Annotated in this window: 24 protein-coding genes, 1 other RNA gene and 1 pseudogene; 16 read left to right on the top strand and 10 right to left on the bottom strand. The window is 71.6% G+C overall.

Annotated elements, in window-relative coordinates; translation table 11 throughout:
* Positions 1-17 precede the first annotated feature (17 nt).
* Together ROTAS13_RS06395 and efp are read right to left on the bottom strand one after the other, a co-directional pair.
* Positions 18-866, bottom strand: coding sequence for an inositol monophosphatase family protein (locus tag ROTAS13_RS06395; protein ID WP_019459532.1), 849 nt, complete (start codon positions 864-866; stop codon positions 18-20).
* Positions 867-1,111: 245 nt separating this feature from the next.
* The gene (gene efp, locus ROTAS13_RS06390; protein ID WP_019459533.1) at positions 1,112-1,681 is read right to left on the bottom strand and encodes an elongation factor P; all 570 of its coding nucleotides are present in this window, start codon (positions 1,679-1,681) and stop codon (positions 1,112-1,114) included.
* A gap of 196 nt (positions 1,682-1,877) precedes the next feature.
* On the opposite strand from efp, the gene ROTAS13_RS06385 reads away from it, so the two are divergent.
* Entirely contained in the window at positions 1,878-2,441 is a 564-nt protein-coding gene (locus tag ROTAS13_RS06385) for a hypothetical protein (protein ID WP_019459534.1), read from the top strand.
* 58 nt (positions 2,442-2,499) lie between these two features.
* Here the strand turns inward: ROTAS13_RS06385 and ROTAS13_RS06380 are convergent, their stop codons facing one another.
* A complete protein-coding gene (locus ROTAS13_RS06380; protein ID WP_075821875.1) occupies positions 2,500-3,600 on the bottom strand; it encodes a lysine-2,3-aminomutase-like protein in 1,101 nt (366 codons plus the stop codon).
* Between the two features lie 198 nt (positions 3,601-3,798).
* Positions 3,799-4,125: a hypothetical protein gene (locus ROTAS13_RS06375; RefSeq protein ID WP_058390478.1), complete on the bottom strand. Its 327-nt coding sequence runs from the start codon at positions 4,123-4,125 to the stop codon at positions 3,799-3,801.
* Positions 4,126-4,458: 333 nt separating this feature from the next.
* On the opposite strand from ROTAS13_RS06375, the gene epmA reads away from it, so the two are divergent.
* A complete protein-coding gene (epmA, locus tag ROTAS13_RS06370; RefSeq protein ID WP_019459537.1) occupies positions 4,459-5,526 on the top strand; it encodes an EF-P lysine aminoacylase EpmA in 1,068 nt (355 codons plus the stop codon).
* A 42-nt stretch (positions 5,527-5,568) separates the two neighbouring features.
* Here the strand turns inward: epmA and ROTAS13_RS06365 are convergent, their stop codons facing one another.
* From ROTAS13_RS06365 to ROTAS13_RS06345, 5 genes are all read right to left on the bottom strand, one after another.
* Complete coding sequence (locus ROTAS13_RS06365; protein ID WP_019459538.1) at positions 5,569-6,159, bottom strand: GDSL-type esterase/lipase family protein; 591 nt, start codon at positions 6,157-6,159, stop codon at positions 5,569-5,571.
* A gap of 13 nt (positions 6,160-6,172) precedes the next feature.
* The gene (locus ROTAS13_RS06360; protein WP_075821874.1) at positions 6,173-7,483 is read right to left on the bottom strand and encodes a hemolysin family protein; all 1,311 of its coding nucleotides are present in this window, start codon (positions 7,481-7,483) and stop codon (positions 6,173-6,175) included.
* Between the two features lie 36 nt (positions 7,484-7,519).
* Complete coding sequence (thiE, locus tag ROTAS13_RS06355; RefSeq protein ID WP_019459540.1) at positions 7,520-8,182, bottom strand: thiamine phosphate synthase; 663 nt, start codon at positions 8,180-8,182, stop codon at positions 7,520-7,522.
* Complete coding sequence (locus ROTAS13_RS06350; RefSeq protein WP_075821873.1) at positions 8,182-9,105, bottom strand: class I fructose-bisphosphate aldolase; 924 nt, start codon at positions 9,103-9,105, stop codon at positions 8,182-8,184. Before ROTAS13_RS06350 ends, thiE begins: the two co-directional genes overlap by 1 nt.
* A 128-nt stretch (positions 9,106-9,233) precedes the next feature.
* Positions 9,234-9,773, bottom strand: a complete 540-nt coding sequence (locus tag ROTAS13_RS06345; RefSeq protein WP_075821872.1) for a hypothetical protein — start codon at positions 9,771-9,773, stop codon at positions 9,234-9,236.
* 189 nt (positions 9,774-9,962) lie between these two features.
* Here ROTAS13_RS06345 and ROTAS13_RS06340 point away from each other — a divergent pair, with 189 nt between their 5' ends.
* From ROTAS13_RS06340 to ruvA, 9 genes are all read left to right on the top strand, one after another.
* A complete protein-coding gene (locus ROTAS13_RS06340; RefSeq protein ID WP_019459543.1) occupies positions 9,963-10,301 on the top strand; it encodes a hypothetical protein in 339 nt (112 codons plus the stop codon).
* Positions 10,302-10,304: 3 nt separating this feature from the next.
* Positions 10,305-10,625 carry a cell division protein ZapA gene (locus ROTAS13_RS06335; RefSeq protein WP_019459544.1) on the top strand — a complete coding sequence of 107 codons (321 nt, stop codon included), beginning with the start codon at positions 10,305-10,307 and terminating at the stop codon, positions 10,623-10,625.
* A gap of 9 nt (positions 10,626-10,634) precedes the next feature.
* Positions 10,635-10,789: non-coding RNA, 6S RNA (gene ssrS, locus ROTAS13_RS06330), on the top strand.
* The gene (locus tag ROTAS13_RS06325) at positions 10,776-11,399 is read left to right on the top strand and encodes a 5-formyltetrahydrofolate cyclo-ligase (RefSeq protein ID WP_075821871.1); all 624 of its coding nucleotides are present in this window, start codon (positions 10,776-10,778) and stop codon (positions 11,397-11,399) included. Before ssrS ends, ROTAS13_RS06325 begins: the two co-directional genes overlap by 14 nt.
* The gene (locus ROTAS13_RS06320) at positions 11,396-12,229 is read left to right on the top strand and encodes a TIGR00282 family metallophosphoesterase (protein WP_075821870.1); all 834 of its coding nucleotides are present in this window, start codon (positions 11,396-11,398) and stop codon (positions 12,227-12,229) included. Before ROTAS13_RS06325 ends, ROTAS13_RS06320 begins: the two co-directional genes overlap by 4 nt.
* Before the next feature lie 88 nt (positions 12,230-12,317).
* Entirely contained in the window at positions 12,318-12,941 is a 624-nt protein-coding gene (locus ROTAS13_RS06315; protein WP_019459547.1) for an MSMEG_1061 family FMN-dependent PPOX-type flavoprotein, read from the top strand.
* Between the two features lie 108 nt (positions 12,942-13,049).
* On the top strand, positions 13,050-13,799 hold the full coding sequence (locus ROTAS13_RS06310; protein WP_075821869.1) for a YebC/PmpR family DNA-binding transcriptional regulator: 750 nt from the start codon (positions 13,050-13,052) through the stop codon (positions 13,797-13,799).
* An 85-nt stretch (positions 13,800-13,884) separates the two neighbouring features.
* Entirely contained in the window at positions 13,885-14,415 is a 531-nt protein-coding gene (ruvC, locus tag ROTAS13_RS06305; protein ID WP_075821867.1) for a crossover junction endodeoxyribonuclease RuvC, read from the top strand.
* Positions 14,416-14,425: 10 nt separating this feature from the next.
* Positions 14,426-15,031 (top strand): Holliday junction branch migration protein RuvA, encoded by a 606-nt coding sequence (gene ruvA, locus ROTAS13_RS06300; protein ID WP_019459550.1) that lies wholly within the window; start codon positions 14,426-14,428, stop codon positions 15,029-15,031.
* A gap of 62 nt (positions 15,032-15,093) precedes the next feature.
* On the opposite strand, the gene aqpZ is transcribed toward ruvA, so the two are convergent.
* Positions 15,094-15,837 carry an aquaporin Z gene (aqpZ, locus tag ROTAS13_RS06295; protein WP_075821866.1) on the bottom strand — a complete coding sequence of 248 codons (744 nt, stop codon included), beginning with the start codon at positions 15,835-15,837 and terminating at the stop codon, positions 15,094-15,096.
* Between the two features lie 202 nt (positions 15,838-16,039).
* Between aqpZ and ruvB the strand changes: the two genes are divergently transcribed.
* The 5 genes and pseudogenes from ruvB to ROTAS13_RS27020 form a co-directional block, all read left to right on the top strand.
* Positions 16,040-17,083 (top strand): Holliday junction branch migration DNA helicase RuvB, encoded by a 1,044-nt coding sequence (ruvB, locus tag ROTAS13_RS06290; RefSeq protein ID WP_019459552.1) that lies wholly within the window; start codon positions 16,040-16,042, stop codon positions 17,081-17,083.
* The gene (gene ybgC, locus ROTAS13_RS06285) at positions 17,083-17,505 is read left to right on the top strand and encodes a tol-pal system-associated acyl-CoA thioesterase (protein WP_019459553.1); all 423 of its coding nucleotides are present in this window, start codon (positions 17,083-17,085) and stop codon (positions 17,503-17,505) included. The genes ruvB and ybgC overlap by 1 nt, the downstream gene beginning before the upstream one ends.
* A 48-nt stretch (positions 17,506-17,553) precedes the next feature.
* Positions 17,554-18,288 (top strand): protein TolQ, encoded by a 735-nt coding sequence (tolQ, locus tag ROTAS13_RS06280; RefSeq protein WP_019459554.1) that lies wholly within the window; start codon positions 17,554-17,556, stop codon positions 18,286-18,288.
* 3 nt (positions 18,289-18,291) lie between these two features.
* Positions 18,292-18,810 carry a protein TolR gene (tolR, locus tag ROTAS13_RS06275; protein ID WP_037249762.1) on the top strand — a complete coding sequence of 173 codons (519 nt, stop codon included), beginning with the start codon at positions 18,292-18,294 and terminating at the stop codon, positions 18,808-18,810.
* A 24-nt stretch (positions 18,811-18,834) separates the two neighbouring features.
* Positions 18,835-19,183, top strand: a pseudogene (locus tag ROTAS13_RS27020) (hypothetical protein); the annotation flags it as partial.

Below are 19,183 nucleotides of genomic sequence, written 5' to 3'. Positions count from 1 at the left end.
GCCGGGAGGCGTGCCGCTCAGCCCGCCGTGCCGCGGCTGGTGGCGACGCGGGCGATGCCCTCGGCCACCGCCTCGCGCAGCGGGCCGTGCAGGTTCGGGTTGCCGGCGACGATGTTGCCGTGCGGCCAGGGGTCGTTGCCGTCCGGATCGGTGACGTAGCCGCCGGCCTCCTTGATCAGCACGATCCCGGCGGCGCAGTCCCAGGGCTTCAGCCCCAGCTCCCAGAAGCCCTCGTAGCGGCCCGCCGCCACCCAGGCGAGATCGAGCGCCGCGGCGCCGAATCGTCGCACGCCGGCCACCTGCGGCATCAGCTTGGCCAGGGTGGCGGAGAACTCGGCTCGCTTCGGCGCGCTGGCGAAGGGGATGCCGGTGGCGAAGAGCGCCTCCTGCATGTTGCGGCGGCCGGACACGCGCAGGCGGCGGTCGTTGAGGAAGGCGCCCATGCCCTTCTCGGCCCAGAACAGCTCGTCCATCGCCGGGTTGTAGATGACGCCGGCCATGAGTTCGGAGCTGTTCTCGCCGGTGCGCTTCTCGATGCCGACGGAGACGCACCACTGCGGGATGCCGTGCAGGAAGTTGCTGGTGCCGTCGAGCGGGTCCACCACCCAGCGCCATTCCCAGTCCTTCTCGCCGCTCTCGCCGCTTTCCTCCATCAGGAAGGCGAAGCCCGGGCGGGCCTTGGAAAGATCGGCGCGCAGGCTTTCCTCGGCGCGCAGGTCGGCCTGGGACACGAAGTCGCCGGGTCCCTTCACGCTGACCTGGAGGTTCTCGACCTCGCCGAAGTCGCGCAACAGGCGCTTGCCGGCCTTCTGCGCGGCCTGGATGACGACATTGAGCGCGGGGGAGAGTCGGGGGCTCGGGCGCATCGCGTGGATCCTCGCTGCGCCCGGGGCGTGGGGCCGGCCGGCTGCCCCCGGGGACGCTGGCGGGGGCCGCTGGCGGGATCCGGGGGGCGCGGCCCGGTCGGAAGCGCGCCGGGCGGGGAATGACGGGAAAGGGCAGGCCGCAGCCTGCCCGGATCGGGGCGCCCGGGAAAGGGCGCCGCCGGCTTCGGAAGAACCACCGCCACGGCGGCGGGGAGGGGCCGGGCCGGCGGGGCCCGGCGCGGGCCTCAGCCCTTGGCGCGCTCCACGTAGGAGGCGTCCTCGGTGCGGACCACGATCTTCTCGCCGGTGGCGATGAAGGGGGGCACCTGGGTCTTCACGCCGTTGGAGAGCATGGCGGGCTTGTAGGAGGAGGTCGCGGTCTGGTTCTTGATCACCGGATCGGCCTCGGTCACCTCCAGCACCACCGTGTCCGGCAGGTCCATGGAGACCGGGTCGCCCTCGATCAGGCGGACGTTGACGACCATGTTCTCGACCAGGAAGGGCAGGCGGTCGCCCAGGATCTCCTTGGGCACGCTGTGCTGCTCGAAGGTCTCCGGGTCCATGAGGATCAGGCTCTCACCATCGGCGTAGGAGTAGGTGTACTCCTTGTCCTCGGTGGTCAGGCGCTCCACCGTGTCCTGGGTGCGCCAGCGCTGGTCCTTCTTGGTGCCGCTCTTCACGTCGCGCATCTCGACCTGGATCACGGCGGCGCCCTTGCCGGGGGTCATGATGTTGATCTTGAGCACGGACCAGCGGCGGCCCTCGAACTCGATCACCTGGCCAGGGCGCATCTGGTTGGCCTGCTGCTTCGCCATGGGGGCGGCTCGTCCTCGGTCTTTTGAAAAGGAGCGGGCGGGCGGCGGGCGCCCGCGCTGAAGGGCGGCGTTTAGCCCCGTAGGCGCTTTCGGGCAACCGGGACCGGCATGGGGCGGGCCGTGGGGCTGGGGCGCGGCGAACGCGGGCAGGGGCGGCGGTGCCCCGTCACGGGCCGGGAAGCGGAAGGAGGCAGGGGTGCGCGTCGCCGTCTTCGGGGTGTCGGGGTCGGGCAAGTCCACCCTGGCGGGGCGCCTCGCCGCTGCGCTGGGGGTGCCGCATGTCGAGCTGGACGCGATCAACTGGCAGGCGGGCTGGCGCGACCTGAACACTCATGACCTGCCAGAATTCCGGCGGCGCGTGGCGTTGGCCGTGGCGGGGGAGGGATGGGTCAGCGACGGCAACTACGGCCGGGTGCAGGATCTTGTGCTGGACCGCGCGACGCATGTGGTCTGGCTCGACTATCCGCGCGGCCTGGTGATGCGGCGGGTCGCCTGGCGCTCCCTGCAGCGGGCGCTGACGCGGCGGGAGATCTGGCCGGGCACCGGGAACCGGGAGGCGTTCCGGCAATGGCTCGACGCGGATCACCCGATCCGCTGGGCATGGCGCACCTATGCGGAGCAGCGCCGGGCCCATGCGGCGCTGCTGGCGGACCCGGCGCTGGCGCATCTGGAATGGCACCGGCTGCGGCGTCCGGGCGAGGTGGAGCCGCTGCTCCGGCGCCTGCGGGCGGAAAATGGCGGCGGGTCGGCCGGGATGTGACCATGGCCGCGTGCGGAGAGGGGCGATCCCTTTCCCAGGCCGTCCCGCTCTGGAACCGTCAAGGCAAGGGCCGGCCTGGGTCGCGTTCCGGCACGGCGTGGCGGTAGGGCACGCCGTCCAGCGGCCGTTCCACCACCCAGTCCATGCCTTCCGGCGTGGCGAATTCCGGCCCGATCGGCGCCTTGCCGCCACCGCCCGGCGTGTCGAGCGCATAGACCGGCCAGGCCAGGCCGGTGAGGCGGCCGCGCAGGGCGCGGAGCAGGCGGCGGCCTTCGGCGATCGGCACCTCGAAGCGGGCGGTGCCGGGCGCGCGGTCGAGCTGGTGCAGGTAGTAGGGCTTCACCCGGCTGGCCAGCATGGCGCGGAAGAGGTCCTCCAGCGCGGCCTCGTTGTCGTTCACTCCGCGCAGCAGCACCGACTGGCCGAGCAGGGCCACCCCGCCCCGCGCCAGGAGGCGCAGGGCGGAACGGGCCGGGGGGGAGAATTCGCGGGCATGGTTGGCATGCACGCAGAGGAAAAGCGCCTTCTCCGTGTCCAGCGCTCCGGCTAGCGCCTCCGTGACGCGGGCGGGATCGGCCACCGGCACGCGGGAATGGAGGCGGATGACCTCGATATGCGGGATGGCGGACAGGCGGGCGACAATGGTGCCGAGGCGGCGGGGCGAGAGCATCAGCGGGTCGCCGCCGGTCAGGATCGCCTCGCGCAGTTGCGGCATGCGGGCGAAGTAGTCCAGGGCCGCGTTCAGCTCCGCCTCCGACAGCAGCCCGCCGTCCGGGCCGACCTGTTCCCGCCGGAAGCAGAAGCGGCAATAGACCGGGCAGGCCAGCAGCGGCTTCAGCAGGGCGCGGTCGGGATAGCGATGGACCACGCCCTTCACCGGGGAATGTGGATGGTCGGCGGTCGGGTCTTCCAGCTCCTGCGGGGAGGCGAGGAGTTCCGCCGCCTGCGGGATGTACTGCGCCGCGATGGGATCGGCCGGGTCGGCGCGGTCGATCAGCGCCTCCACGGCGGGCGTGACGGAGATGGCATAGCGTTCCGACACGGCCCGCAGGCCGGGTAGGGCCGCCGCGGGAACGAGGCCAGCCTCCGCCAGCGCCTCCGGGCTGCGGAGGGTGCGGGCGGGGCTCGGCATGGCGGGGCGGGAAAGGCCATCGGGCATGGCGGCCAGCAGCTAGACCAGGATGCGCGGTGGTGGAAGCGGCAGGGCCGGGGGGACTGGGCCGCGCCTGCGGGGCAACTGGATGGCGCCCCGGGTGGGCGTGGCAAGGGGGCGAGATGGCGGAGGCCACAACGAAACAGGGGCATCCCGGCCGGGATGCCCCTGTTTCGTGGTCCAGCCGGGGGGCCGGCCGCAAGGTCAGTTGTTGTTACTGACGTCCAGCGGGGTGGAGCCGGCGGAGAAGTGGCTGGCCGCAATGCTGCCGGTCGGGGCGCCGGTCACGGCCGAGGAACCCGCGTTGCTGCTGTTCCGCACGACGCTGCCCGGGGTGGCGTAGCTCCAGGCCATGTCGAAGCTGGGCGTGCCGCGGGTGGCGGAGGAGCCGGCGCTGCTGGTGTCACGGGGCGTGGAGCCGATGCTGTAGTGGCTGTAGCCGCCGCCTTCCGCCGCATGGCTCACCACGGGGGCAGCCATCAGGGTGGTGGCCATCAGGGCGGCGAGGCCGATCTTCGAGAAGGTGCGCATGGTGTTCTCCGAACTCTTCTTGAGCGGGGCTTCATCGTCCCGTTCTCATGGTCATTAGATAGGACGCTAATCTAACCGGAAAATCACCGATGTTCAGGAATGTTTGTCACAGGAAACCGGACAATTCCTGTCCCCAATCCCATGGTTCTTGGTTCAGGGCGGGAATCCTGCCTTCCGTAATCCGCCGTTTACGGCCGGCCCATGGGAGGGCTTCAGTGAGGCGTGGGCCCGGGCTCCCCAAAGCTTTCCGGTATGTGGGTTGAGGCGGAACAATGCACGCGTCGTCATCGCCGTCGCGCCAGGATGGGGTGGAGGCGCTATAAGCCCGATGACATGCCGTCTCCCCGATCCCCCCTGTCCCGGCCGGACTGGCTTCCCGAACGCCTCGCTGCCCGGCTGCCGGCGCTGCGCCGCCGTGCCCTGCTCCTGGCGGATACCAGGGCCTTCTTCACCGCCCGTGGCTATACGGAGGTGGAAACCCCCGCGCTGGTGCCGGTTCCGGGCATGGAGGTACACCTGCAGGGCTTCCGCTCCCGCTTCCGCCCGCATCTGGGACCGGGGGAAGCGCGGGACCTCTGGCTGCGGACCTCGCCCGAACTGGCACTGAAGCGGCTGCTGGTCGCCGGAGCCGGGCCGGTCTTCGAGCTGGCGCGGGTCTGGCGGAACGGCGAGGTCTCGCCCCGCCACGCACCGGAGTTCACCATGCTGGAATGGTACGCGCCGGGCCTGCCGCTGGACGGGATGATGGACGAGGCCGAAGCGCTGCTGCGCGCCGTCCTGCCACCCCGCGTGGCGCAGCGCGGCGTTGAGACGGATCTCCGCCAACCTTTCGAGCGCATCCCGGTGGCGGAGGCCTTCCGGCGCTGGTGCGGCGGGCTGGACATCCTCGCCACGCTGGGGCCCGATGGGGAGGGGGACGGCGCGGCGCTGCGTGCCGCGGCGCGGGCGGCGGGGCTGGAGGCGCCGGAGGGCGAGGGCTGGGAGGAACTGTTCTTTCGCCTGATGCTGGACCATGTGGAGCCGCATCTCGGGCGCGAACGGGCGAGCTTCCTGACCCATTGGCCGGCCCCCCAGGCGGCGCTGGCCCGGCGCGACCCGTCGGCCCCCCGGGCGGCGCTGCGCTTCGAGCTTTTCGTGGCCGGGATCGAGCTGGCCAACGCCTTCGACGAACTGACCGACCCGGCGGAACAGCGCGGCCGCTTCGAGCGTGACGTGGCCGAGCGGCGGCGCCTCTATGGCGAGGAAGGCTGGGAGGTGGACGAGGATTTCCTGCGCGCGCTGGAGCACGGCATGCCCGGCGGCAGCGGGATCGCGCTGGGCTTCGACCGGCTGGCCATGCTCGCGGCGGGGGTGGAGGACATCGCCCTCACGCGATGGCTGGGGAACTGGCCCTATGGGTGAGGCGGCTGTCCTGGGAAGGAAGTGCGCTTCCGTGGGCTTTTGTCAGGGCACCCAAGCGCGCCAGGCTGGCCAGGCTTCGACGGCGGCGGCCAGGGCGGCATAGCCGCCTTGATTCGGGTGTGCCCCATCGCCGGAGCGGACTTCCGCCGCCCAGTCTGGGCAGTCCCGCACCACCGGATGTAAGGGCAGGAAGGGAATGCCAAGCCCGGCGCAGAGGGGCGCCAGGGCCTGGGCGAGGGTCTCCACCCCGGAATCCGCCAGGGAATCGCCGGCCGGAATGGGGCCCAGCATGAGCGTCGGACGAGCGGTACCCTTCAGGATGGCGGCGGCGTTCTCCAGGCTGCGTGGCAGCGGCACGCGCGGTGCGCCATCCTCGATCACACAGTCGTTGGCACCAAAGGCGAAGAGCAGTCGGCCATCCTGTTCCGCCGGCAGGCGGCGGGCCGCTTCCTCCTGCCAGCGGCCGGCGATGTCGGTGCTGGTGTCACGGCGGATGCCAAGATTGTAGAGGGTGACGTCATGGCCGCGTTGCCGCGCGGTGGCGCAGACACGGCCCGCCCAGCCCAGCATCGTGTCATCGCCGGTGCCGTTGCTGAAGCTGTCGCCGAAAACACAGAGACGGAAACGGATCATCGGCCACGCCCCATCAGACCGCCTCGCGCGGCGCGGCCCTGCGGGTGACGAGGAGCTGGTTCACGCGGAAGCCCTCGACATCGACCACCTCGAAGGTGAAGCCGGCGATCTCCATCTTGTCGGCCTTGCGCGGCACACGGCGGAGGTGGTGCATGACGAAGCCGCCGGCGGTCTCGTAGGGGCCGGAATCCGGCGAGATCGGGATGCCCAGGACCTGCACCACGTCGGCCATGGGGGCGATGCCGTCCACCAGCCAGGAATTCTCGTCGCGCTGGACGATGACGCTTTCCTCGAAGGGATCGGCGAGGCCGCCGACCAGCACCGCCAGCACGTCCTTGTAGGTGATGACGCCGACCACCATGGCGTACTCGCTGACCACCACGGCGAAGCCGGCCTTCTGCGCCTCGAACTGGGACAGCACCTCCCAGAGGTCGAGCGTGTCCGGCACCACCGGGGCGTCGCGGCGCAGCCGGGCCGGGTCGATGCCGCCCGGTCCCTCGTTCAGCACGGCGGCCAGGACATCCTCGGCGCGGGTGAGGCCGAGCACGCGGTCCAGGCTGCCATCGCAGACCGGGTAGCGGGAATAGGGGTGACGGCGGACCTTCTCCTGCCAGATCTCGGGGGATTCCTTGATGTCCAGGTACACGATCTCGTCGCGCGAGGTCATGGCCGAGGCGGCGGTGCGCTCGCGCAGCGCCAGGACGTTCTCGATCAGCCGGTGCTCGCCCGCCTCCAGCGCGCCGGAGGTCACGCCGGCGGCCAGGGTGGCGCGGAGCTCCTCGGCCGTGACCAGCTCCGCCGCCGAGGTGGTGGGCATGCCCAGCATCCGCAGGACGGCGTCCGCCAGCCGGCTGAAGACGAAGACCAGCGGGCGCAGCAGGCGCACCGCCAGCGCGGGGAACCAGCCGACCGAGAGGGCCACCTTCTCCGGCGCCTGCATGGCGATGCGCTTGGGCACCAGGTCCGCCAGCAGCACGAAAAGCATCGTGACCAGCAGGAAGGAGAGGACCGAGCCGGCGGTGGCGGCGGTGGTGGGGCTCAGCCCCGCCTCCAGCAGTGCCACGGAGAAGGGCGGGGAAAGCAGGCCCTCGCCGATCACGCCGCCGAGCACGCCGACGGCATTCAGGCAGATCTGGATGGCGGTGACGACGCTGGCCGTGTCGCGACGCAGCGCCAGGAAGCGGCTGGCGCGCAGGTCGCCTTCCTGCGCCAGGATGCGCAGGCGCGTCTCGCGCGCGGCGGCAAAGGAGATTTCCGCCAGGGAGATGACCACGCTGGCCACGACCAGCAGAAAGGTCAGGAAAAGTCCCAGGGCGATGTCCAAGCGGCGCTTCCTTTGTTGCGGCCCGGCCGGACCCGTTCAGCCTGCGGCTTGGGCGATGGCGGCGTTCATGGCCCGGACGCCCGCGGCCGGCCCTTCGGGGTGCTTCCATACCGCCCCGACGACGGCCAGGAAATCCGCCCCGGCCCGCACCAGGGGTGCGCAGTTCGTGGCGTCGATACCGCCGATGGCGACGGAGGGAACCTCCATCACCTCCGCCCACCAGGAAAGCAGCTCGGGTTCCGCCCGGTGGACCGTCTCCTTGGTGGCGGTCGGAAAGAAGGCGCCGAAGGCGACATAGTCGGCGCCGGTCTCCCCCGCCTGCATGGCGAGGTGGCGGGAGGCATGGCAGGTGATGCCCAGGATGCCGTCGCCCAGCAGCTCCCGCGCGGCCGCCTGGTCGCCGTCCTCCTGGCCCAGATGCGCGCCGTCGCAGCCGGTCTGCACGGCGAGGTCGGCACGGTCGTTCAGCAGGAAGGCGACGTCGCGCGCCTGCGCCACGGGGCGCAGCGCGTCGACGGCGCGGCGGATGGCGTCGTCATCCGCCTCCTTGAGCCGGAGCTGGACGCAGGCGACGTCGCCCGCATCCAGCGCCCGGGCGAGCTCCTCCGCGAAGCGGGCCGGCTCCAGCGCCGGCGGCGTCACCAGGTAGAGTCGGCAGCCGGGGGCCTCCCCGGACGCCTGCTTCGCGGAGGCGGCCATCAGAGCGGCGACTTGTACACGTCGATGATGGCGGAGAGCAGCTTCAGCGCCTCGGGCTTGGAGCGCTGGAAGCTGTTGCGGCCCACGATCGAGCCGTTGCCGCCGCCGGCATGGATGCCCCTGGCCATTTCCACCATCGCGTCATGGGTGCCGGCCTCGCCGCCGGAGAAGACCACGAGGCGGCGACCGCCGAAGCAGGCCTGCACCACGTGCCGGATGCGCCCGGCCAGGGTGGCGATGTCGGGGACCGGGAACTTCTCGTAGGTCTTCTTCGCGGCATCCAGCGAGATCGCCTCGGCCGGCGGCTTCACCTTGATGATATGGGCGCCGGTGAGCGCGGCCATGTGCGCGGCATAGGCGCAGATGTCGAGCGCGGTCTCGCCCACCTTGTCCAGCATCGGGCCGCGCGGATAGGACCAGACCACCACGGCGAGGCCGGTGGCCTTGGCTTCCTCGGCCAGCTCGCGCAGTTCCTCCATCATCTCGAACTGGTATTCCGAGCCCGGGTAGATGGTGAAGCCGATCGCCGAGCAGCCGAGGCGCAGCGCATCCGCCACCGTGCCCGTCACCGCCTGGTCCTTTGTGGTGGAAAGGGAGTTGGAGGAGTTGACCTTCAGGATGGTCGGCACCGTGCCGGCGAAGCTGGCGGCGCCCGCCTCGATCATGCCAAGCGGCGCGGCATAGGCGTTCAGCCCTGCCTCGATCGCCAGCTCGAAGTGGTAGCGCGGGTCATAGGCCGCCGGGTTGGGCGCGAAGGAGCGGGCCGGGCCGTGCTCGAAGCCCTGGTCCACCGGCAGGATCACCATCTTGCCGGTGCCGGCCAGCTTCCCGCTGTTCAGGATGCGGGCGATGTTGGTCTTGGTGCCGGGATTGTCGCTCTCGTACCAGGAGAGGATCTCCCGGACCTGCGGGGTGAGCTGCATCGCGTTTCCCTTTCCTTCTTGCGGCCCCGTGGGGCCCCCGTGGATGTTCCCCGACGCCGTGCCGCGTCGCATTTTCGGGAACGGGTGATAGATTCCCGGAAAGTGCCGCCCTGGAAAGTGCCGCCTGTCTAGCCGCCTCCGGCCTTCCCTGTCATCTCGCCGCCGGTTGGCGATGTCGTGAGCCAGCGGCGCAGGATCGCCATCCCGCCGGGGCGGCGCAGGTCGATGCCATCCAGCGACAGCGCCTCTGGCGCCCGTCCATGCAGCACCGCCCCCACCGCCTGGCCCGCCCCCGCCACCTGGGCGAAGGCGGGACGGGTTTCCGCCAGGATCAGCTCCCGCCAGCCCTCGCGCAGTGCCCGCAGTGCCAGCCCCGGCATGGCGCCGCAATCCAGCAGGGTGCGGCAGGGCAGGGCGGGATGCCGCGCCCGCGCCAGGCGGATCACGGCGGCGAAGCCCGCGGGGCCGGGCCAGGTGGCGGCGCCGGGGGCGGAAAGCAGCACCGCGCCCCGTCCGCCGCCGGCCTCCGTCACGGCGCGCAGCACGGCCTCGGCCTCGCGCAGCCCGTGCACCGTGACTGCCGGCAGCCAGGAAAGGCCCGCCGGGGCCGGGCCGGGGGTTTCCCGGGCCACGTGCCGCGGGGCTGCGCCCGCTTCGTCCCCGGGCACGCCTTCCGGTCCGTCTCCGGGCCCTTCTCCGGGCCCATTTCCGGGATCGGTGCGGCTCGCGATCCGGCCCATGGCCTGGCTCCCTGTTTTGCCATCGGTTTTGCCGCCCGCGCGGCCAGCGTGGCGTTGACCCTCGCGCCATGCCATGCCTAATGCCCCAGGATATCACGCGTTCGGGGTTCTTGCTTGATGGCGGATCGTTTGGGCGAAGCCGCGGCGCGGCTGGAAGCGGCGGTGGAGCGTCTGGCTGCCGCGGCCTCGCGCCCCCGCTCGTCCATCTCGGAGGAAGAGGTGGCGGAGCTGGGCCGGCGCCTGGACTCGACCCTGGCCAGGCTGCGGCTTGCCCTGGCCCGGGAGGAGTCCGAAGGGGAGATGGAGGCCGAGCCGGAGTCCGAGGACCTGTCCCTCGACGCGGCCGGGGACGAGGAAGGTGGCGAGGAGGCCGGGCAGGCCAAGGGCGCGGCCGGGCCGGAGCCGGAGGATGCTCCGCAGCGCCGGACGGAACCCCAGAACAGGCAGGAGGTCTAGGGCTTGGGTCAGGTCACCGTTCGCGTCGGCGGCTACAGCCACCCCGTTTCCTGCGAGGACGGGCAGGAGGCGCATCTCGTCGCCCTGGCGGCGGAGGTGGACCGCCGGGTCCATTCCGTGCGCGCCATGGGCGGCTCCTTCGGCGAGAACCGGCTGCTGCTGCTGGCCGCCCTGCTGCTGGCCGACGAGGTGCATGACCTGAAGGTCGAGCTCTCCCGGGCCCGGGCCGGGCAGCCCACCCTGGACAACCCCGCGATGGCCGAACGTCTGGTCCGCGTCGCGGAGAGGATCGAGGGCATTGCGGCGGGGCTCGAGCGCCCTTAACTAGGTCGGGCGGGGCTGCCTTTCGCGCCAGGTATCTCATCCCCGGGGCCAATGTGCATCCTCCGGGAACTGGCTCTGTCCGGACCGTGGTCCGGGTATCTGGTGCCCACCTGCTTCAGCAGGCCTTGGGAGGATGAATCGCCAGCGGTCATGGTGGCTCCGCACTTCGTTTCCGATCCCGGTGAACTCGCCGCCGCCAAGGCGCGGCTGCGGAACGAGATGCTGGCGCAGCGCGCCGGCATCGCCACGCCGGAGGCCGCCGAAGCCGTGGCGCGGGTGGTCCTGGATGGGATGCCGCCGCCGCCGGGCGCCGTGGTGTCCGGCTACTGGCCCATGGGGGATGAACTGGACCCGCGGCCGCTTCTGGCGGCGCTGGCCTCGCGTGGCCATGCCGTCGCCTTGCCGGTGACAACGCGGCGCGGCCAGCCCCTGCGCTTCCGGCAATGGCGGCCGGGCGAGCCTCTGCTGCCCGTCCGCTTCGGCCTGTCGGAGCCGTCGCCCGAGGCGCCGGAACTGCGTCCCGACTGGCTGCTGGTGCCGCTGCTGGCCTTCGACCGGCGCGGGCAGCGGCTGGGCTATGGCGCGGGCTATTACGACCGCACGCTGGAGGTTTTGCCGGGTGCCGTGGCGCTCGGCTTCGCCTATGCCGGGCAGGAGGTGCCGCGCGTCCCCACCGGGCCGGGCGACCGGCCGCTGCGGGCCGTGGCGACGGAGCGCGGCGTAATCCATTGCGAACCGCCGCCCTGCGGAGAGGGTTCCGAGGAGAAGGCTTGAGAATACTGTTCCTGGGCGACGTGGTGGGGCGCAGCGGGCGCGATGCCCTGATTTCCCGCCTGCCCGCGCTGCGGCGCGAACTCGCCACCGACCTCGTCGTGGTGAATGCGGAGAATGCCAGCCACGGCTTCGGCCTCGCCCCCGACATGGCGCGGGCCTTCCTGGAGGCCGGGGTGGACGTGCTGACGCTGGGCAACCATGCCTGGGACCGCAAGGAGATCATTCCCTTCATGGAAGGGGAGCCGCGCATCATCCGCCCGATCAACTTCCCGCCCGGCACGCCGGGGCGCGGCGCCACGGTGGTCGAGGTCTCCGGCGGGCGGCGGGCGCTGGTGGTCAATGTCATGGGCAGGCTGTTCATGGAGCCGCTGGACGACCCCTTCCGCGGCGTGCAGGCGGAACTGGCGAGGCACGTCCTGGGCGGGCCGGTGGGCACGCCCGGCACGATCCAGGCGGCGGTGGTGGACATCCATGCCGAGGCGACCAGCGAGAAGCTGGCCTTCGGGCATTCCTTCGACGGGCGCGCCTCGCTGGTGATCGGCACGCACACGCATGTGCCGACGGCGGATCACCAGGTGCTGGAAGGCGGCACCGCCTACATGACCGATGCCGGGATGTGCGGCGACTACGACAGCGTGATCGGCATGAGCAAGGGCGCCTCGGCGCTGCGCTTCTGGCGCCGGATGCCGGGCGAGCGGCTTTCCCCGGCCGAGGGCGAGGCGACGCTCTGCGGCGCGCTGGTGGAGACGGACGACGCCACGGGTCTCGCCAAGCGCATTGGCCCGTTGCGGGTCGGCGGGCGGCTGGCGGCGGTCAAGCCGGGCTTCTGAGCCAGGGTTCCGGTGCCGGGTGGCGGAGACCGCGGACAAGTCTGAGAACTGCTCGCAACGCCGCCGTTCCCATGCCAGGATGACTCGCATGGACAGCCTGCCGCCCGACCCCCACGCCATCACCACGCCGGAACAACTGGCTGAGTACTACGCCCCGCCCGGGCCGGTGGTGCTGCGCAAGGTCAGCCCGGTGGTGGATGCCACCGCCGCCGCCTTTATCGCCCACAGTCCCTTCTGCGTACTCTCCACCGTGGGGAAACGCGGCGCGCATGGCACGCCGCGCGGCGATGCGCCGGGCTTCGTGGCGGTGCTGGACGAGCGCACCCTGGCGCTGCCGGACCGGCGCGGCAACAACCGGATCGACGCGCTGCGCGACGTGCTGGACGACCCGCGCGTGGCGCTGCTCTTCCTGGTGCCCGGCTCGGGCGAGACCCTGCGCGTTTCCGGGCTGGCGCGGCTGACCACCGACCCGGCGCTGCGCGCGCGGCTGGCCATGGAAGGGCGCGAGCCCGCCACGGTGATGCTGGTCGCGGTGCGGGAGGTCTTCATGCAGTGCCGCCGGGCGGTGGCACGGGCGAAGCTCTGGCCCTGCGACGCACGCCCGGCGGGGACGCCGACGCCGGGGCAGATGATCGCCGCCCATACCGGCGGAATGGTCGATGCAGCCGAGGTCGATGCGCGCTCGCCGGATCTGGAAAAGCACCTCTACTGAGGCCGGCGGCGGGGCGGGCGCCGGGCGTCATGCTGGCCGTCCGCCGCGCCCGGGGCTATAGGTGCCGCCAAACCCTTCCTATTCCTGACGTTACGGGCACAGACGACCATGGCCGGCCATTCGCACGCCAAGAACATCATGCACCGCAAGGCGGGGCAGAGCGCCAAGAAGGCCCAGGCCTTCGGCAAGCTGATCCGCGAGATCACCGTCTCCGCCAAGGCGGGGATGCCCGACCCGGCGCACAACCCGCGCCTGCGCGCCGCGGTGAAGGCCGCGCTGACGGCGAACATGCCGCGCGACACGGTGGACCGCGCCATCAAGCGCGTCGCCGCCGGGACGGACACGGACAACTACGACGAGGTCCGCTACGAGGGCTATGGCCCGGCGGGCGTGGCCATCATCGTCGAGGCGCTGACCGATAACCGCAACCGCACCGCCTCCGACCTCCGTTCCGCCTTCTCCAAGTTCGGCGGGGCGATGGGCGAGACGGGCTCGGTGAGCTTCCAGTTCGAGCGTGGCGGCGTCATCACCTACAAGCAGGACGTGGCCTCCGAGGAGGCGATGATGGAGGCGGCGATCGAGGCGGGCGCCAGCGACGTGGAGACCTATGACGGCGTCCACGAGGTCACCACCTCGGTCGAGGACTTCACCGCGGTGCGCGATGCGCTGGAGGAGAAGTTCGGCGCGGCGGAAAGCGCGAAGCTCGAATGGTGGCCGAACGTGTCCGTGGACCTGAACGAGGAGCAGGCGCAGTCCGTGCTCAGGCTCGTGGAGGTGCTGGACGACCACGACGACGTGCAGAACGTCTATGCCAATTTCGAGGTCTCGGACGAGATCGCCAACAAGCTCTCGGCCTGAGGGACCGGCCTGGGTTCCCGGATGGCGGGCTTCGGGGGGAGCCGGCCGCCGGCGCGGAACACGTATGGCCTGTGGGGGGAATGGCATGTCGGGCAGCGTCCGCATCCTGGGGCTGGACCCCGGGCTGCAACACACGGGCTGGGGGCTGATCGAGAGCAGCGGCTCCCGCCTGCGGCACTTGGCGGACGGGGTGATCAGCACCACCGCCGACCTGCCGCTCGCGGAGCGGCTGTCGCAGATCTACCGCGCCCTGCGCGCGATCCTGGACCTGCACCAGGCCGACGAGGCGGCGGTGGAGCACACCTATGTCAACAAGAACCCCGGCGCCGCGCTGAAGCTGGGCCAGGCGCGCGGCGTGGTGCTGCTGGCACCCTCGCTCGCGGGGATCGAGGTGGCCGAGTACCAGGCCATGGAAGTCAAGCGTGCCGTGGTCGGCACGGGCCATGCCGACAAGGTGCAGGTGACGGACATGGTGCGGCGGCTGCTGCCCGGTGCCGTGATCCGGCGCGCGGATGCGGCGGATGCGCTGGCGGTCGCGATCTGCAACGCGCATCACCGGGGCAGCCGCATGGCGCTGGCGCGGATGGCGAACCTCGCCGTCAGCCAGCCGCGATAGGGAGAGAGCGATGATCGGCAAGCTGCGCGGCGTGCTGGATTCGGTGCATGAGGGCGGCTGCATCCTGGACGTGAACGGGGTGGGCTATGTCGTCGCCGCCTCCTCCCGCGCCGTGGCCGCACTGCCGCCGCCGCCGGCCCAGGGCACGCTCTGGATCGAGACGGTGGTGCGCGAGGACGCGATCACCCTCTATGGCTTCGCCGATGCGGCGGAGCGGGACTGGTACCGGCTGCTGACCGCGATCCAGGGCGTGGGGCCGAAAGTGGCGCTGGCGCTGCTGTCCACGCTGAGCCCGGCGGACCTCGCCGCCGCGCTGATGGCGGGGGACCGGGGCGCACTGGGCCGCGCGCCGGGTGTGGGGCCGAAGCTGGCGGCGCGGCTGGTGGCGGAGCTGCGCGACCGGGTGGGGGCGATGCCGACCGGCAGCTTCAGCGTGACGATCCCGCCGCCGGTGCCGGCGGGCGCGGCGGAGGAGACGGTTTCCGCGCTGCTGAACCTCGGCTGGAAGCGGGCCGAAGCGGCGGCGGCGGTGAACCGGGTGCGCGAGCGGCTGGGTGACGGGGCAGGGCTGAGCGAGATGATCCGCGAGAGCCTGAAGGAGCTGGCGCCGCGTTGAGGTGGCGGAGGGCGCCTCCCGGGGGCGCCCTCCGCTGTCCATTGCCCCTGTGAGGTCCCTTGTCAGGCGGCCTTGCGCTGCTCGACCACCACCGTGTCCACCGGATCGGCGGGTTCGTAGAGCATCCGGGTCACGGCGCCGGCCACCATGGCGCCCAGGATCGGCGCGACCCAGAACAGCCAGAGCTGGCCGACATATTCGGCACCCGCGAACAGGGCGGGGCCGGTGCTGCGGGCCGGGTTCACCGAGGTGTTGGTGACGGGGATCGAGACCAGGTGGATCAGCGTCAGCGCCAGGCCGATGGGGATGCCGGCGAAGCCCGTGGCGGCACCCTTCGAGGTCGTGCCGATGATGATCAGCAGGAAGAAGAAGGTCAGCAGCAGTTCGGTCAGGAAGGCTGAGCCCAGGCCGTACTTGCCCGGGCTGAGCGCGCCATAGCCGTTGGCCGCGAAGCCGCCCGGCACCCAGCCCGGCTGTCCGGAGGCGATGATCCAGAGCGCCGCCGCGGCGATGATCGCGCCGGCGACCTGGGCCACGATATAGGGCACCACATGCCGGTTGGCGCAGCGGCCCGCCGACCAGAGGCCCAGCGTGACGGCCGGGTTGAAGTGGCCGCCCGAGATGTGCCCGACCGCATAGGCCATGGTGAGCACGGTCAGCCCGAAGGCGAAGGCGACGCCCAGGAAGCCGATGCCCAGCGCATCCGGGAACTTGGCCGCCAGCACGGCGGCGCCGCAGCCGCCGAAGGTGAGCCAGAAGGTCCCGAAGAATTCGGCGACGACGCGCCGTCCGGTGTCGTTGTGCATGCGAGACTCTCGATCGTTGATGGAGTCGATCAGTCGCGACCCGGAAATGAGTATTTGCCGCTTCTCAAATCTGCGGAAGCGATTCATTTTTTGCACTGCAATGGCTTGGGGAGGCGGGCCTCCGGGGTGGGGCGGCCGCCGTCTCGCCGGAACCGGCGCGGGACCCCGCGACTTGGCGGCCTGATCCCTCTATGTTCCCGCCATGAGCGATCATGATGCCCGCCTGACCAGCGGGGCGCGGCTGGAGGAGGACGGCAACGATGCCGCCCTCCGCCCACAGACCCTGGCCGATTTCACCGGGCAGCCCGCGCTGCGCGAGAACCTTTCCGTCTTCGTCCAGGCCGCGCGCGAGCGCGGCGAGGCGATGGACCACGTGCTGCTCTTCGGGCCGCCGGGCCTAGGCAAGACCACGCTGGCCCAGATCGTGGCGCGGGAACTGGGGGTGGGGTTCCGCGCCACCTCCGGCCCGGTGCTGCAGCGGGCGGGGGACCTGGCGGCGATCCTGACCAACCTGCAGCCGCGCGACGTGCTCTTCGTGGACGAGATCCACCGCCTGCAGCCGGCGATCGAGGAGACGCTCTATCCGGCGATGGAGGATTTCCAGCTCGACCTGATCATCGGGGAGGGGCCGGCGGCGCGGACGGTGCGGATCGACCTGCCGCCCTTCACGCTGGTCGGCGCCACCACCCGGGCCGGCCTGCTGGCCACCCCGCTGCGCGACCGATTCGGGATTCCCCTGCGGCTCCAGTTCTACTCGGCGGAGGAGCTGGAACGGATCGTGGCACGTGGTGCGGGAAAGCTGGGCTTCGAGCTCACGCCAGACGGGGCGCGGGAGATCGCCACCCGGTCCCGCGGCACGCCCCGCATCGCCGGGCGGCTGCTGCGCCGGGTGCGGGACTTCGCGGCCGTGGCCGGGCGGCCGGCGGACCGGGCGCTGGCTGATGACGCCCTGCGGCGGCTGGAGGTGGACGTGCTGGGCCTGGATGCGATGGACCGGCGCTACCTCCGGCGGCTGGCGGAGCATCATGGTGGCGGGCCGGTGGGGGTGGAGACGCTGGCGGCCGCGCTGGCGGAAAGCCGGGACACGCTGGAGGAGGTGATCGAGCCCTTCCTGATTCAGGAGGGACTGATCCTGCGCACCCAGCGGGGCCGCGTGCTGGGCCTGCCGGGCTGGCGGCATCTCGGCCTTGCCCCGCCGCGCAACGCGGTGGCGGCACAAGGCGACCTGCTGATGGACGAGGGCTGATGAGCGCCCATCGCTACCCTGTCCGTGTCTATTTCGAGGACACCGACGCCGGCGGCGTCGTCTATCACGCCAACTATCTGAGATGGGCCGAAAGAGCCCGGACCGAATCCTTGCGCGACATGGGCTTGCCGCACGGTCTTCTCGTGGAACGTCACAATTTGTTCCTCGTGGTGCGGCGCGCCGAAGTGGAGTATCTGCGGCCGGCCAGGCTGGATGAGGCCCTGATCGTGGAGACCCGCGTGCTGCGGGTCGGCGGGGCCTCGGTCGAGCTGGCGCAGGATGTGGTGGATGAGGCCGGCGCCTACCGGGCGCGCCTCAAGGTGACCCTGGTCTGTGTGTCGCGCGACGAGCTTCGCGCCGCGCGCATCCCGGAGCCCTGGTCCAGCGCCCTGCGGGATGTGGTGTCTCCCCCGGCAGGCTGAGGGGCCGCGCGGGGGAGGATGAACAGGGCGGGGGCCCGGTAATGGAGGATGCCCGTGGGTGAGGGCGTGACGGCGACCAATCTGGCGCCGATGGCACATGACCTGTCGCTCTGGAACTTGTTCCTCCAGGCCGACTGGGTCGTGAAGCTGGTGATGCTCGGGCTGCTGTTCGCCAGCATCTGGGTCTGGGCGATCGTCTTCGAGAAGGTGACCTCGGTGCGCCGCGCGAACCGCGCCGCCGATGCCTTCGAGGAGAAGTTCTGGTCCGGCGGATCGCTGGAGGAGCTCTACCGCAGCGAGGGCGAGCGCCCGAACCATCCGATGGCGGCCGTCTTCGGCTCCGGGATGCGGGAATGGCAGGCCAGCGCCCAGGCCTCGGTCGGCTCCGCCATCTCGCTGATGGGCGTCAAGGAACGCGCCGACCGCGCCATGGGCGTGACCGTCGGGCGCGAGATGGAGCGCATGGAGCGCTGGATGGTGTTCCTGGCCTCGGTCGGCTCGGTGGCGCCCTTCATCGGGCTGTTCGGCACGGTCTGGGGCATCATGAATTCCTTCGCCGCCATCGCCGGCAACAACAACACCAACCTCGCCGTGGTGGCGCCGGGCATCGCGGAGGCGCTCTTCGCCACGGCGATCGGCCTCGTGGCCGCGATTCCGGCGGTGCTGGCCTACAACAAGATCAACACCGACCTGTCGCGCTACGCGGCGCGGCTGGAGGCCTTCGCGTCGGAATTCGGCACGATCCTCTCGCGCCAGGCCGACGAGACGCCGGCGGGGCGCTGAAGCATGGGCATGTCCACAGGCGGCCCCAATGGGGGCAAGGGACGCTCCCGCTACCGCCCCATGGCCGAGATCAACGTCACGCCGCTGGTGGATGTGATGCTCGTGCTGCTGATCATCTTCATGGTGGCGGCGCCGCTGATGACCTCCGGCGTGCCGGTGGACCTGCCCAAGACGGCGGCGGCGCCGCTGAACCAGGAGACGGAGCCGCTCACCGTCTCGGTGAACCCGGAGGGGCGGATCTTCCTCCAGGACACCGAGGTGCAGATGGAGAACCTGGTGCCGCAGCTCCAGGCCATCATGCAGAACCAGCCGCCGGGCGCGCCGGAGCGGCGCATCTTCGTGCGCGGCGACCGCACCAACAGCTATGGCCGCATCATGGAGGTCATGGGCGCCATCGTGTCCTCCGGCTTCACCCGTGTCGCCCTTCTCGCGGAACAGCCTTCCGGCGCGGCCCCGGCGGGCCGCGGCGCGGCGTCCGGGCAGGCTCCGGGCCAGGGCGCGGCGCGCGCGCCGGCGCGCTGAGGCCGGGGAAGGAACGAACCCACGATGCGCTGGCCGCGCGGATTGCGGGAATGGGCGTACGTCTCGGCGGCGCTCCACCTCCTCGCCTTCCTGGTGATCCTGATCCAGCTCCCCGCCCGCAAGGTCGATGAGCCGATGGAGCAGGGCATTCCCATCGAGGTGATCACGCCCGAGGCGGCGCAGCTCGCCCAGGCGGACAAGCCCTCGCCATCCCCGAGCAGGACGGCCGCCGCGAAGGACGAGCCCCTGCCGCTGCCGCCGCCGGTCGAGCCGCCGCTGCCGGAGCCCGTCTCGGCCCCGCCGCCGCCGCCCCCGCCGCCACCGGCTCCGGCCCTGGCACCGACCTCGGCCGCGCCCTCCACCGCCGACAGGC

This window comes from Roseomonas sp. TAS13 (genome assembly GCF_001950415.1).
GTDB lineage: Bacteria > Pseudomonadota > Alphaproteobacteria > Acetobacterales > Acetobacteraceae > Roseomonas > Roseomonas mucosa.
This window is presented reverse-complemented; position numbering and strand designations above follow the sequence as displayed.